At 59.3% G+C, this 13,315-nt stretch carries 11 protein-coding genes and 1 tRNA gene; 6 read left to right on the top strand and 6 right to left on the bottom strand.

Annotated features, from left to right (window positions below):
- Positions 1-220: 220 nt before the first annotated feature.
- The 3 genes from RTS12_RS11535 (at position 221) to RTS12_RS11525 (ending at position 3,855) form a co-directional block, all read left to right on the top strand.
- Positions 221-1,750 carry a hypothetical protein gene (locus RTS12_RS11535; RefSeq protein WP_312528601.1) on the top strand — a complete coding sequence of 510 codons (1,530 nt, stop codon included), beginning with the start codon at positions 221-223 and terminating at the stop codon, positions 1,748-1,750.
- Between the two features lie 240 nt (positions 1,751-1,990).
- Positions 1,991-2,650, top strand: coding sequence for a TniQ family protein (locus tag RTS12_RS11530; RefSeq protein WP_312528599.1), 660 nt, complete (start codon positions 1,991-1,993; stop codon positions 2,648-2,650).
- 281 nt (positions 2,651-2,931) lie between these two features.
- Positions 2,932-3,855 carry a hypothetical protein gene (locus tag RTS12_RS11525; RefSeq protein WP_312528597.1) on the top strand — a complete coding sequence of 308 codons (924 nt, stop codon included), beginning with the start codon at positions 2,932-2,934 and terminating at the stop codon, positions 3,853-3,855.
- A 114-nt stretch (positions 3,856-3,969) separates the two neighbouring features.
- Here RTS12_RS11525 and RTS12_RS11520 read toward each other — a convergent pair.
- The 5 genes from RTS12_RS11520 to leuB form a co-directional block, all read right to left on the bottom strand.
- Positions 3,970-4,046, bottom strand: a tRNA-Pro gene (locus RTS12_RS11520).
- A gap of 193 nt (positions 4,047-4,239) precedes the next feature.
- The gene (locus RTS12_RS11515; protein WP_312528595.1) at positions 4,240-4,863 is read right to left on the bottom strand and encodes a response regulator; all 624 of its coding nucleotides are present in this window, start codon (positions 4,861-4,863) and stop codon (positions 4,240-4,242) included.
- A gap of 82 nt (positions 4,864-4,945) precedes the next feature.
- Positions 4,946-7,273, bottom strand: coding sequence for an ATP-binding protein (locus RTS12_RS11510; RefSeq protein WP_312528593.1), 2,328 nt, complete (start codon positions 7,271-7,273; stop codon positions 4,946-4,948).
- A 524-nt stretch (positions 7,274-7,797) separates the two neighbouring features.
- Entirely contained in the window at positions 7,798-8,754 is a 957-nt protein-coding gene (locus RTS12_RS11505; RefSeq protein ID WP_312528590.1) for a DMT family transporter, read from the bottom strand.
- A 3-nt stretch (positions 8,755-8,757) separates the two neighbouring features.
- On the bottom strand, positions 8,758-9,879 hold the full coding sequence (gene leuB, locus RTS12_RS11500; RefSeq protein ID WP_312528588.1) for a 3-isopropylmalate dehydrogenase: 1,122 nt from the start codon (positions 9,877-9,879) through the stop codon (positions 8,758-8,760).
- Positions 9,880-10,202: 323 nt separating this feature from the next.
- On the opposite strand from leuB, the gene RTS12_RS11495 reads away from it, so the two are divergent.
- Positions 10,203-10,610, top strand: a complete 408-nt coding sequence (locus RTS12_RS11495; protein WP_312528586.1) for a hypothetical protein — start codon at positions 10,203-10,205, stop codon at positions 10,608-10,610.
- A gap of 142 nt (positions 10,611-10,752) precedes the next feature.
- Positions 10,753-11,655, top strand: a complete 903-nt coding sequence (locus tag RTS12_RS11490) for a uracil-DNA glycosylase (RefSeq protein WP_312528585.1) — start codon at positions 10,753-10,755, stop codon at positions 11,653-11,655.
- 75 nt (positions 11,656-11,730) lie between these two features.
- Here RTS12_RS11490 and RTS12_RS11485 read toward each other — a convergent pair whose 3' ends face one another.
- Positions 11,731-12,552 (bottom strand): protein-disulfide reductase DsbD domain-containing protein, encoded by an 822-nt coding sequence (locus RTS12_RS11485; RefSeq protein ID WP_312528583.1) that lies wholly within the window; start codon positions 12,550-12,552, stop codon positions 11,731-11,733.
- 107 nt (positions 12,553-12,659) lie between these two features.
- On the opposite strand from RTS12_RS11485, the gene RTS12_RS11480 reads away from it, so the two are divergent.
- The gene (locus RTS12_RS11480) at positions 12,660-13,232 is read left to right on the top strand and encodes a YqgE/AlgH family protein (RefSeq protein ID WP_312528581.1); all 573 of its coding nucleotides are present in this window, start codon (positions 12,660-12,662) and stop codon (positions 13,230-13,232) included.
- The last annotated feature ends 83 nt before the right edge of the window (positions 13,233-13,315 follow it).

Raw genomic sequence — 13,315 nt, 5'->3', positions numbered from 1 at the left:
AAAACTCGAAGGCCTATTACCGCTCGCGGAACCTTTTTTACGTATCGGTATCCCGGCCAATGAAGCGCCTTGCCGTCCTTTGTACTCAGACGCTATCGGATACGGCTCTTAAAGCGATAATGCACCTGTTCGGCACCGAACAAGTGGAAGTGCTCCCTCTTAATCAGTTGAGCTAGTTTTTGAGCTCTATCCGCGAAGGTCAATAGACGATGGTACCGGAATGAGCCCAGCCAGACTGACAGGGCAGGAAGCCCTAGATCTGATTACGAGCCAGCTTGCTCAGCATGCTGACGGCATCCTCTACGCCTTGGCACCATTCGAAGCGCGGGCATCAGTGAGTGCTTGGCTTGAGACCCTCCGTGCCATCGAGGAACTGATTAACCTGCCTGGCGAGTTGGATGACGACCTGCTTGAACGGGAGCTATTGGGTCTCAGCCTCCGTAGCGAAACGATTAATTCTAGTCGGCTGAAATTCGTTCTGCACCATCTCGGCTACCTCTATGGCATCGACTTTGCTCAGCGCCAAGGCAATCTGATATTGCAACTTTCGGCGATGCAGCACAGCTTCGAGATGCGCGGAATCCTACCGGCCGCGGCGGGAATGGCAACCGTGGCGCGCGCTATCGGCTACCTGCAATCCCGGCGGCGTCACTTGGTAAGCCTGCTCTACGTGATGCCCAGGGCCTGCAGGGGGGCGATCCCGATGACCGGCCGCGACGCCCTGACCTGGATGTTGCCGCAGGCCGAGATAAGCGGGACCACGATTACTGGTCTGCTGCAACAACGCGTGGTCTGCGAACTCTACGACGACTTTGCGCTCCATCTCGAATCGCGCGGCTTCACCGCCTCGCACAGCTATACCTCGTTGGACGACATGTTCCTCGAGGCCGAGAGGGTGCCCATCATCGATCTCGCCTCCAGCACGCAACCCAAGGGTCTTGAACCCCTGCGACCGGATCGGGTGTTCAGCGCTGCGGAGTTGCGTAACGACATCGCCTTTATCGAGGCGGCGTTCGCTGAATTCGAGCTCGATAATACCGCATTCGCTGGGTTGGCTGCAGTGGTCCGGGAACTCTCGCACCGGGCGAAAGACGATTTCTGGGTGACGGTATCGCCTGTTGAGCTCAACGCCCTTGCCGAAAGGCACGGTGTCTCGATTCCCCATCGTGAGCTGCTCACGACATCAGCAACGACATTCGTTTCGGCCCTGAACAGCTATGCTGCTTTCGTTCGCGTTGGAAACGAACTCCGTAGCACGGTCACCCTCCTAAGCCGCTTCCTTTACAACTTCAAGAACGTCTGCTTATACGGCCAGCGCCGGTTTCAAATCCGCTCAGGCTTTATTTTTGAGCAGCGAATTAAGGACGAACTCACCCAGCAGGGCTTCGCGGTGCAGCCGATCAAACGAATTGACCGCAAAGAGTTCGATGTCATCGCAACCCGTGATGGAGTCATTTTCAACGTCCAGTGCAAGAATAATTTGGTCGATCCTTCTTGGGTCGACCTCGACCCGGCGCGCTTCATCCGGACCAACCGGACGCTCGAGCGCTACTACGAAAGGGCACTCACTAAAGAACGATCTCGACAGCAGCTTCTGAGGGACCATCTAGACCTATACCGGGTGGAGCCGTTCGTGATCACCCGCTTCCCGATCGTGACGACAAACCCCCGCATCCTTCCACTGGCTCGCATTCAAGAATTCAGCGCTATCTCCCAGACTTTGCTGACCGATGGGCTGGCGCATGGATAGCTCAATCTAAGATTCCGGAGGATTATTGAGTTGATTGCGCTCTGTATGAATGACCGCTTTTGGACGTACGCCACAGCTGCAATGCCGCAGCACTTTTAGTCCGCTTTCCGCCCAACGCGACGTTCGTCCAATCCAACATCGTGGGTGATGCACGCCGCTTGCCAAACAACGGGTAGTCGGATGGACAGCCGATCAGGCAATAGGCATGGTCATCTTTCTGTTTGACTGAGATTGACCTCAATGCCTGCACTTCCACTTCGCCCGGCTCCAGTTCCACGGGAAACTGTTTTCTCATTTCTGTCGCGATTCGCGGCGATGAACGCCGCGACGGCGACTGATTTCGCAGTGGATCTCGGATTCGGGATGAAGCGGTTCGCTCAGTTCGAGCAAGCTGCGCTCAATCGGCTGTGTGAAACGGCAGCGCTCGACCGGCAGGCGCTCCATAATCTGCAGTCTTGGACAGGAACGCCAGTGGGCGATGCCTGGATGGAGTTCCGGCAAGAGCGCTTCCCCTCAAAGGCGGTGCGCAGCCCCGTCATGCGCGGTTGCCCGATTTGTCTTCGCGAGGATGCAAAGGTCAACCCGAACGATCCAGTCTCGGCGATGGTGATGCGCGGCGACTGGTTGCTGCGCGATGTTGCCATCTGTTGCCGCCACGAGCATGAGTTAGTGCCGCTTTGGCAGGAAGGAAAGCCGGAGAAGCGTTTCGATAGCGCGGCCTATCTCCGCGATCTCGCGTCCAGGATCATTGCCGGAGAGTTTGACCAGCCTCGACGAGCACCCTCACCATATGATCTCTGGCTCGATGCGCGTTTGACACGGGAGAAGACCCGACGTGGCTCGCTGAACATGGCCTGTTTGTTGCGACGACCATGTGCAACCTACTCGGGGAGTTGCTGATCCGCGACAATGCGGCTCAAGCAGAAAGCCCGACCGATCTTCAGGCAAGAGCCCAAGCTGCCGGATTCGAGGTGCTATGCAAAGGAGAGTCCGCGCTTCGGGCGGCATTCAAGGCTTTGGCGGCCTCGACCACGTCAAAGTGGGTCTCGCTCCGCGGGACCTATGGCAGGCTTTATGACGGGCTGGCCGATTATCTGAAGGACGATGGCTTTGAGCCATTTCGCGACATCCTACGCGACTGCATCCTGGAAACCTGGCCGATCGCGGCTGGAGAGGTCGTATTGGGCCAAACCCTGTCGACGCGGCTCCTTCACACCCCTGCCTCTGCTGCTATCGAAATTGGGATAGACAAGAAGCTTGTAGAGATGTGCCTGATTGATGCGGGCGCCGTCCCGGAAAACGATCCCAGGGCACCTGCGTTGCAAACCTTCAGCGCGCCGGAATATGACAGCTTCCTAAAGGAGATACCCTCGCTGGTTGGCGCGCCGGAGATGAGGGCCGCCATTGGCACGACGGCGATTCAGCTCAAGGCGCTGTCTGACGCCGGAATACTTCGCCCCTTCATCCGTCACCCTAAGGTGAGATCGCCTTGGCGGCTTTCCGATGGCTTGGCGCTGCTGGCCGAATTCGATGCTGTGGCAACCCCCTTGAGCCCACCTTCGACGAGTTGGGAACAACTCCAGCTGGCAAGCCGGCGCTCGGGCCTGAACATTGGAAACCTGGTCGCTGCCATTCGCAGCAAGCAATTGCAGCTTGGCCGCGACACCGACCTCGAGGGTTATCGAAGCTACATGGTCCTGAAAGACGAGGTCGACCAGCTCACAGGCCAGCAGCCCCGTCGCCGCCGGCGCGACGAATCGCTTCCTGCCGGCGAACTTGCCTCGGACTATGCCGCGAAACTGGGCATCTCGTTAAGGGCGTGGTTTCAAAAACTCTTCACCGCCGGACATGTCTTGGCCCGGTGGGTGCCCCATCCGACCAATGGCACAGAGGTTCTTTACCTGACCAACGAAGATATCGCAGCGTTTCACGCGCGCTTCATGACGCCAATGACGATGCAGGCCGAATTCGGAGTGAGCTGGCAGAAATGTATGGTCGAATTGCGCAAGGCGGGCATGCCACCATTCACAAAGGATGACCAGGAATTTGGCCCGCTCTATGAGCGCCGATACGTCGAGCCGATTTTGCGACCCAGCGAAGACTGACAAGACCTTGGTTCGGCCTCAACAGGTGGAACAACTATTTTGCTGATGAATCAAAAAGCCGACTTTTGTCGAAAAGTCGGTGTTTCGATGTCGGACGACACACAACGGGAATTTTGGTCGGAGCGAGAGGATTCGAACCTCCGACCCCCTGCTCCCGAAGCAGGTGCGCTACCAGGCTGCGCTACGCTCCGACCGTGAGGGGCAGGTATCCTTTGAAGGCGGCGAATGCAAGAGGAAATCGTTGAAAAAGTCGTTGCTGATGACGGTAGGGCGCGGTTGAAACCGCTGTGGCGGGCCGTGCAACCCTGCCTGCCGGGGCCGAGATCTGTGCTTGCGAGGCTTGCGGGGTTCGCGAGGGTTTCGGGCGTCCGGCCCTAGCTGCGCTTAGCTATTGGCTAGGGCGATCAGCTCTGCAACCGATTTCACGCCTAACTTCTCCAAAATCCGGGCACGGTGGTGGTCGACGGTGCGATGGCTGATGCCAAATTGCGAGGCCAGCTCTTTGCTGGATGTGGCCGAGGGGCGCGCCAGGATGTGTTTGACGATCTCCAGTTCGCGCGCGGTAAGGCGGTCAAAGCGGGCCCTTTGGCTTTGGCTGTGCTGCTCTAACGAAACGCGCTCTAGCACCTGCTGAAAAGCGATGTCGATACAGGCAATCAAATCGGCCTGCCGAAAGGGCTTTTCCAGAAAATCGATCGCCCCTGCCCTGATTGCCTGCACCGATTCCGGCACACCGCCATGGCCCGTGATAAAGATGATCGGGATATTGATCTGATGGTGCAGCAGGTAGCTTTGCAGCTCGAGCCCGTTCATATCGGGCATGCCGTAATCAAGAACCAGACAGCCTGCCCGGGTGCTGTCATAGCCGGTCAGAAAGGCCCGTGCCGAGGCAAAGGTCTCGACCTGATAGCCCCGCTTACTAAGCCCTCGCGACAGCGACATCCGAATATCGGCATCGTCATCGACCACAAAGACGGTCAGGGCGGCGGAGGGGGGAAAATCTGGCATCTTGCGGCTACTTAAGAGAAACAAACGGCGAAACCAAGGCCTCGACAGAGAAAGCCTTAATGTTTCGATTGGTTCCGCCCTCTTATCGAGCTTGGTTAATCGGCAAGGTAAATTCAAAAACCGAGCCACCCGACCCGGCACGGTGATAACCGATAACCCCGCCATTTGCCTCGACAATGCTGCGACAGATCGACAATCCCAAGCCCATCCCGCTGGATTTGGTGGTTTCGAACTGGGTGAACAGCTGCACCGCAGGATCGACGCCGGGACCGTTATCCTCGACCGTGACACGCACGAAACCCGGTGCCGCATTGATGCCGCTGGCCGAGATTGTCACATGTCGCGGTGCAGGTGTGCTTGCGGCCAAGGCTTCGATGGCGTTGCGCAGCAAGTTCACGATGACCTGTGCCACCTGCACGCGGTTGCCCACCACAAACGGCAGGTTGTCATCGACTTTCGTGGTTATTTCGACGGCAGCCTCGGTCGCCTCGGGGCGCAAAAGCTGCAAGGTCTGTTCGATCAACACGGCCAGATCAAAGCTGACACGCTCGCCTTCGTCCTTGCGGATGAACCCTCGCAACGCCCGGATGATGCCGCCCGCGCGCAGGGATTGCTGCTCGATCTCGGTCAGGATCTCGCGCAGCTCTTCGCCGGGTAAGGATTGCTGGCTGAGAACCAAAAGCGCCGTATCGGCATTCTGGGCAATCGCGGTCAGCGGCTGGTTCAGCTCATGCGCCAAACCCGAGGCCATATGCCCGACCGTATGCCCACGCGCCAGATGGCTAAGATCCTTGTTCAGCCGCTCGATCTGCTCTTCGTTGCGCTTGCTTTGGGTGATGTCCTCCATCGTGATCACCACATGCATCGCATGGCCGCGTCGGTCGCGGATGACGATGGCATTGACCGTGACCCAAAGCAGCTCGCCATCCTTGCGCAGCAGTTGCAGATCCCGGTTGATGGCAAAATCCTCGGATTCATTGTCGTGACCCAAGGTCCAGGGGCTGGCTAGTTGGGGCGGGAACAGATCGCCAAAGGCAGTGCCTTCTAGCTCTGAACTGTCATAGCCAGTGATTTCGCAGATGCGCGCATTCACCCGCAGAAAGATCCCCCGATCCGAGGTGATCTGGGCCATGCCGCGCACTGACATGAAGAAGGTCTGACCGTATTCCTGTTCCGCGTCACGACGCGCAACGATTTCCTGCACCAAGGCTTCATTCGCGCGCTCCAACTCGCGGTAGGTCTTGGGAAGCGGCGCATGGGGATCGATTTCACCCTGAGAGATCAGCGCAGTACGCACCGCAAAGGCGCGCACGGGGCGATAGATATATTTGGCCAAGCCCAGCCCGATCCCGGCGGTCAGCAGCGCGACCAGCGCGGCCAGCCAGATATTCATCATGCGGTTGCGCTTGATGGCCCCGATGAAATCATCCTCGGGGGCATAGACCCCGATCGTCCAGGGCAACTGCGCACTGATCACCGGCATGGTCGTTGCCACATAGGCCGCGCCGTTAAACATGAACTGCGATTTCGTCTCTTGGGTGACGGGAATCTCGCCGGCTTCGGCCAGCGGACCAAAGGCCGCGCGTGCAATGGGATCGTCGATTTCGGTGATATTGACAAAGCGCAAAGTGCCATCGGCGCTTTCGGTTTTCAGCAGGCTTTGATCGGGGTGCGCGATCACATCGCCGTTGCGATAAATAATCAGCGCCTTTCCACTTCGGCCGATATTCAACCGCGAGAGGAAATCCGAGATCATGCTGATTTCAATATCGACGCCAACGACGCCGCTAATCTCGTCACCATCCTGAACAACGGGGGCCGCCAATGTAATTCCGGGCTGAAGCGACGAGAAAAAGATATAGGGATCGGTCCAGATCGTCGCGAGTTCGGCGCGCGCCTTGATATACCACGGCCGATTGCGTGGATCGAAACTATCGCTTGGGTCCATCCGACGGGCCGCAATAGAAAAGTCATTGTTACGCCAGATAAATTCCGTGGTGCGATTAACGCCGTCCACTTGAATTAGTTTGCTGCGAAACGGCCCTGGCCCCTTGGGGCTGCGCATCACATAGGTGAAGTTTCCCGCGCTATCACCATAATAGGCGCCAGCGAATTGGGGGGCGATTTGTAATTGTTGAAACAAAAGCTTTTCCAGCAGCTGCGCATCCTTACTGGAAATAACATCGCTTTGCGCCAGCCGCGCTGCCAGCTCGGCCGCGCCCTGCGCCGGGCTGAGGAAGCCTTTGGAATGCTCGATCGTATTGATCCCGACATCGCGCATCAGATCGCGCGCGTGATCGATCAGGGCCCGCTCAGAGGTCAGATAAGACGAGGTCACCACCGCCAGCACCGCAAGGAACTGTAGTCCGGCCATGCCAAGCGCCAACAGCGCCCCCAGCGAAGTCTTCATTCCGTCTGATCCTCGGTTCGGGATATCGGCATTGCGCCGAAAATGGTGCAGCAAACTGCCACAACAGTGCCGTAACTGAAACAGATACGGTGCCGGATTTGGCGATGCAGTCTTGCTAGAAGTCGCCCCTTAGCACAGCCCCCTTGTCTGAACCCAGATGTCCAAGTTTCAAACTGTACTGGTTGTTGCGTTTTAACCGCAGCCCGGACGGTCAGAATCATTTGGTCTAAGCATAGGTAAATCTACCTAGGTAAAGGTACGAATTTACCTGCAAGTGCAAATATGGAACAAAGAGTTAATATTTAGTTAATTGGCCTTTTGCCATTTTTGCGGGCAAACTTTCGTTGGTCACATTGTTGAGACCGATGATTAACGAGTGCAGAGTATTCGCTCTGATTTTGGTCAGTGAGCCAGCATATGGAAGCTTGTACAGCTTTCACGTGCTGGCTCATTTTCCGTTATGCGGGGTCGCATACGTTCGGGTGAATACGCCCAGCAAAAGGGGCTGAAATCCGACCCCTCGCCTAGCCCTTGCCGCCCCACAATCTGCGCAGCAAAACCGGGCGGGGGGCAGTGACGGTTTCCCCCCGCAGCCGCCCCTCGATCAGGCGTTGCCCCGGGGCTTTGTTGCGGGCTTCGCGCATCAGAATATAAAGCCCCGATCCAATGATCAAAATCGCCCCAGCCACTGTCGGCAGATCCAGCCTTTCGCCGAACAAAAACCAGCCATAGACCGTGGCCCAAAGCATCTGGGAATATTGCATCGGCGCAACGACGGTGGCCTCGCCGGTCTGATAGGCCACGATCAGCAGAAAACCTGCCATCAGCCCCATCATCGCAATCACCCCCGCCAGTGCCAGATCGCCCAGGGCCATCGGCTCATAGGCCAGCGACAATGACGCGCCAGTCAGCACGAAGTTACCCAGCATCGGCCACAAGATCAGGATCACCGTCCGTTCAGATCGGCCCAGCTTGCGGACCGCAATCGCCGAAAGGGCCGAACAGCACGCCCCGCCAAGGGCGGCCAGATGGCCCAGCTCGAACGCGGTCTGCCCCGGCCGCAGCACGACCAGCACCCCCACCAACCCGATCAACACCGCGCCCCAACGGTGCATGCCGACCTTCTCGCCCAGAAATGGCACCGAAAGGATGGTGATGAACAGGGGAACGGCGAAAAGGATCGCATAGACCTGCGCCAGCGGCAGCACCGAAAAGGCGTAAAAGCCGCACATTCCCGAAATCACGATCGTACAGGAACGGAAGGTCACCCAGAACGGGTTTCGTGGTCGCAGCGTGCCGTGGGTCGGATCGCGCAGCAGCAAAGCGGCGATAAAGGGAAAAGATAGCAGCGACGAAAAGAAAAGGATCTGAAGGGCGGGATAATCCGCCCCCAGAGTTTTGATGATCACATCATGCGTCGCATAGATGCCCATCGCGAGCAGGGCAACCAACGCTCCGCGCAGGTTCCCGCCCTGCGACATGGCTTATTTCAGCTCGGTCAGCGCCGCGAGAATCGCATCGCCCATCTGCGAGGTCGAGACCGGCACGCCGCCCTCTTCGCCCATCAGATCGCCCGTACGAACGCCATCGGCCAGAACCTTTTCGATCGCGCGCTCCAACAGGGCGGCATTGTCGCCCTCGTTATAGGAATAGCGAAGCGCCATCGCAAAGCTGAGGATACAGGCGATCGGGTTGGCCTTGCCCTGCCCCGCAATATCGGGTGCCGAACCATGCACGGGCTCGTACATCGCTTTCGGGCGGCCGTTTTCCATCGGTGCACCAAGGCTGGCCGAGGGCAGCATCCCCAGCGAGCCGGTCAGCATCGCCGCCGCGTCCGACAGAATGTCGCCAAACAGGTTGTCGGTCACGATCACGTCGAACTGACGCGGGTTGCGCACCAGCTGCATCGCACCGTTGTCGGCATACATATGGGTCAGCTCGACATCGGCATATTCGTTGTCATGAACCCACTGAACTTCCTCGCGCCACAGAATACCCGATTCCATGACGTTGGCCTTTTCCATCGAGCAGACGCGATTGTTGCGCTTGCGGGCCAATTCGAAAGCAGCGCGAGCCACGCGGCGGATCTCGCCGCTGGTATAGCGCTGGGTGTTGACGCCGACGCGGCCACCCTCGTTGCCGGGGGTGTCATCGGCCGAAATGCCGCGCGGCTGGCCGAAATATACGCCCGAGGTCAACTCGCGCACGATCAGAATATCAAGGCCGGCAACCACATCGCGCTTAAGCGAGCTGAAATCAGCCAAAGCGTCAAAGCACTGAGCGGGGCGCAGGTTGGCGTATAGATCCATTTCCTTGCGCAGGCGCAGCAGGCCGCGCTCGGGCTTTACGCTGAAATCAAGGTTGTCATATTTCGGACCACCGACAGCGCCCAGCAGGACCGCATCAACCGCTTGCGCCTTTGCCATGGTGGCATCCGACAGCGGGATGCCGTGGACGTCATAAGCGGCACCACCGACCAGATCCTCGCTGACGTCAAAGTTCAGGCCCTTGTTGGCCTCAAACCAGCCGATGACCTTGCGGACCTCGGTCATGACTTCGGGGCCAATGCCGTCGCCCGGCAGGATCAGCAAAGAATAGGTCGTCATCGCAAGGTTCCTCCGCGTAGAGATGTCAACCCCGCGTATCGCCGCCATGATGCAGCGTCAAGTAGACCGCGCCCACCACCAGACAAACAGATCGAACCATCACGGCCCTGTCACAAGGATGCGCCAAAAGCGCTCACGCATTCTTGCATCGCACGACTTTCCGCAAGGCTTTTCAAGGCGCTGCGCCAATAGCCCCAGCCGCGCGAGTTAATTTACCCTGCGTCAGGACAGGGTGTCACGCCGTCCTCACGGTGAATTGGGTTGCCAGTTTGCCCCCTATCAGGCCGGATTGGGCGGATTAATCGCCGAAGAAGGGGTATAAAATGCGGGTCTGGACATGTGCCTTGGGCGGAATCGCCATGACCTTTGCTGCGGGAATTGCCGGGGCAGATGGCGGGATCACGGTCAAGCTTCCCGATGTTTCGGCCCTGTCCGAGGCGGATGCGAAAGCCCTGATCGCCGAATTGGCAAATGTGAACGTCATCACAGCGAACTGTCCCGGCTACGAGGTTTCGAACGGCGAATGGACGTTGATCACCGGGACCGGCGATCGGCTGGCCGCCCGGCTGAAGCTGGACCCCACCGCCTATGACCGCGAATTTTATGGCCCGGCCTTTAAGCTGTTGGACGACCCCGAGGCCTGCGACCGCATCGGGCCGACCGCCAAAGACCTGATCGCCAAATTGGTCGGCATGGGCGGCGGCACGACCCCGATCAGCCAATCGCAATAACCCCAGCGCGCCCGAGCCCCCTTGCCGCAATGCTAGGGCGTTCGATCATTTGCCCGCTCTGGGGCCATCTTTTGCCCAATGGGGCAGCTGTGGCCCACCAAGCCACCTTGCCCGCACCCCCGCCCGGCTTTAGCCTGCGCCAATGAGCGATCTAAGCTATCGAGGATTCGCGCTAGACGCGGAAACGGCGCTGGCTCTCTTGCAATGGCAAGCAGAGATGGGCGCGGATGAGCCATGTCTTGACGAGGCCATCGACCGCTATGACGAGGCCGAGGCTTTGGCGCTCGCGCGCGCCAATGATCGCGCGATAAAGGCCGCGGCTCCGGCCTATGCGCAAGGCGAGGCATCCGAACAGGCGGGCGGGCAGATGATGCCGGGCGGCCTGCCCATGGCCGTCTCGACCCAACCGCGCCCTGCGGCTGCCGCAGCGGGGCCAGATTATGCCGCCATCGCGGCTCAGGCGGCTGGACAGGCGCAAAGCTTGGACGCGCTGGCACAGGCCATGGCCGCATTCGACGGGATCGATCTGAAAAAGGGCGCGCGCAATTTCTGCTTTGCCGATGGCAATCCGGCTGCCCGCGTGATGATCATCGGCGAGGCGCCGGGCGCAGAAGAGGATCAGCGCGGCCTGCCCTTTGTCGGCGCGGCGGGGCAATTGCTGGACAAGATGTTTGCGGCAATCGGTCTGTCGCGAACCGCCGAACAGGCGGATAAAGCGCTTTATATCACCAATGTCCTGCCCTGGCACCCAACCGGGAATCGCCCCCCTCACCCCGATGAAATCGCGATGATTTTGCCATTTCTGGCGCGGCACGTGGAATTGGCCAACCCCGATGTTCTGGTGTTGTTTGGCAATATTCCCTGTCAGGCGGCGCTGGGGCGGTCAGGTATTTTGAAAATGCGCGGCGAGTGGCAGACCGCTTTTGGGCGCCCCGCCCTTCCCATGACCCACCCCGCCTATCTGCTGCGCACACCCTTGGCCAAGCGCGAGGCCTGGGCCGATCTTTTGGCGCTGCAAGCGCGGCTGGGGAACAAGCCCGACTAGGCCAAGGCTGAATGAGGCCCGAATTAAGGCCCCCTGCCTGCGCCCGCGCGGCAGGTCATGCAGCGCCCCAGCCCTTTATAGGCATCCCTCGAACTCAAGCCCGGATGTCCCATCGATCAGGGTCAGCCGCACCTTGGCGGGATCTAACTCAAAGGGTTTGCCGGTTTCGTCGATGAAATCGGCGCTGGCCATCAACTGACCATCTGCCACCGAAATCTTGGGCTCGGAAACCCAGACGCCTTCGGCATCATATTCCAGCGCCGCCGCGCTTTGCGCATCCCCTGGCTGAACGGCAACCACAGCGGTCACATTCATGCCGTCGCGGATCTCGGACAGCTTGCAATGGGCGATTTCCCCTTCGGGTACGGGGACGGATGCCAGGGCGGCCTCGATCTGTGGGTCGCTGCTTTCGCCGATCTGCGGCAACTCAAGGCTGAGATGCCCCGGCACACAGATTGTCTCGCACAGGCCCAGATCAACGCGCAAATGCCCGCTGAAGGGGGCATCGGCATCGACCGCGACCATCTCGATCGGCAGGATCAGCCGCTCGTGATAGCCCAAGGTACGCAATCCACCCGAATCGATGACCTCGGGCGTGGGCCAATGCAGCCGCGCCTCGGCCAGGTTTTGGGTGCTCTCCCAATTGAAAACCGCGGGCACGCCCGCATCCCCCGGACTGCGCCAATAGGTCTTCCAACCCGGCTGCAATTGCAGCTCAAGCGCGACCATGCGATTGCCGTTGGGCAGCTCCCACCCCGGCAAAACCCTTGCGGATTGCAGGCCGGGCGGAAGCTGGTCAGCCTCGGGCAGCGGCTCTTGTGCATTGGCGGGAACGGCGGCCAGCTGTCCAAATGACAGGGCGCCAGCGGTCAAAAGCAAAAGGGCATGTTTTCTCATGGCTCCTCATATCCACCAAGCCGCGCCCCGAGGAAATCAAAACTTCGCCAATCCCTTGTGAAAGCCCGCGCAAAGCCCGATCTTGGTATCAAGAAAAGGAGAAAAGCATGGAGCAGTCCAGCAACCTCACAGGCAAAATCCTCATCGCCATGCCCGGCATGCAGGACCCCCGGTTCGAGCAGACCGTCATTTTGATCTGTGCTCATTCGGCCGACGGGGCGATGGGATTGGTGGTCAATCGGACCCTGCCCGATGTCGATTTTGCAGATCTGCTGAACCAGCTTGGCATCGATACGGATTTCGAAACCCGCGACATTCCCGTGCGCTTTGGTGGCCCGGTCGAGCCGGGCCGGGGATTTGTGCTGCATCATCTGGCGCAGGATCAGCCCGAATCCGAAGGGGGCATGCGCATCGGCGAGGATCTGGCCATGACCACCAGCCGTGAGATCCTCGAGGATTTCGCCCTTGGCCGCGGCCCCAAACCCGCGGTTTTGGCGCTTGGCTATGCCGGATGGGGCCCCGGGCAGCTGGATAATGAGATCCGCGCCAATGGCTGGCTGACCAGCGAGCGTGGCGATGACATCATCTTCGGGGCCGATAATGAGGTCAAATGGGTCTCGGCGCTGCGTGGAATGGGGATCGACCCCCTGTTGCTGTCGCCCCATGCAGGCCGCGCCTGAACGGTCAAAGTGGCCGCGCGGGCCGCAAGATCTTTTCCCGGTCCCGCGCAGGCTTTTCCGGGCAAAACTTTGGGCGGATACCG

This window comes from Paracoccus sp. (in: a-proteobacteria) (assembly GCF_032007265.1).
GTDB lineage: Bacteria > Pseudomonadota > Alphaproteobacteria > Rhodobacterales > Rhodobacteraceae > Paracoccus.
Note: the sequence above shows the minus strand (reverse complement) of the source record. Positions and strands in the feature narration are given on the sequence as shown.

Excerpts from the sequence above, each read along its gene's own strand:
- RTS12_RS11535 (WP_312528601.1), top strand. The coding sequence starts at position 221 with ATGAGCCCAGCCAGACTGACAGGGCAGGAAGCCCTAGATCTGATTACG.
- RTS12_RS11530 (WP_312528599.1), top strand. The coding sequence starts at position 1,991 with ATGCCTGCACTTCCACTTCGCCCGGCTCCAGTTCCACGGGAAACTGTT.
- RTS12_RS11515 (WP_312528595.1), bottom strand. The coding sequence starts at position 4,863 with ATGCCAGATTTTCCCCCCTCCGCCGCCCTGACCGTCTTTGTGGTCGAT.
- RTS12_RS11510 (WP_312528593.1), bottom strand. The coding sequence starts at position 7,273 with ATGAAGACTTCGCTGGGGGCGCTGTTGGCGCTTGGCATGGCCGGACTA.
- RTS12_RS11505 (WP_312528590.1), bottom strand. The coding sequence starts at position 8,754 with ATGTCGCAGGGCGGGAACCTGCGCGGAGCGTTGGTTGCCCTGCTCGCG.
- leuB (WP_312528588.1), bottom strand. The coding sequence starts at position 9,879 with ATGACGACCTATTCTTTGCTGATCCTGCCGGGCGACGGCATTGGCCCC.
- RTS12_RS11495 (WP_312528586.1), top strand. The coding sequence starts at position 10,203 with ATGCGGGTCTGGACATGTGCCTTGGGCGGAATCGCCATGACCTTTGCT.
- RTS12_RS11490 (WP_312528585.1), top strand. The coding sequence starts at position 10,753 with ATGAGCGATCTAAGCTATCGAGGATTCGCGCTAGACGCGGAAACGGCG.
- RTS12_RS11485 (WP_312528583.1), bottom strand. The coding sequence starts at position 12,552 with ATGAGAAAACATGCCCTTTTGCTTTTGACCGCTGGCGCCCTGTCATTT.
- RTS12_RS11480 (WP_312528581.1), top strand. The coding sequence starts at position 12,660 with ATGGAGCAGTCCAGCAACCTCACAGGCAAAATCCTCATCGCCATGCCC.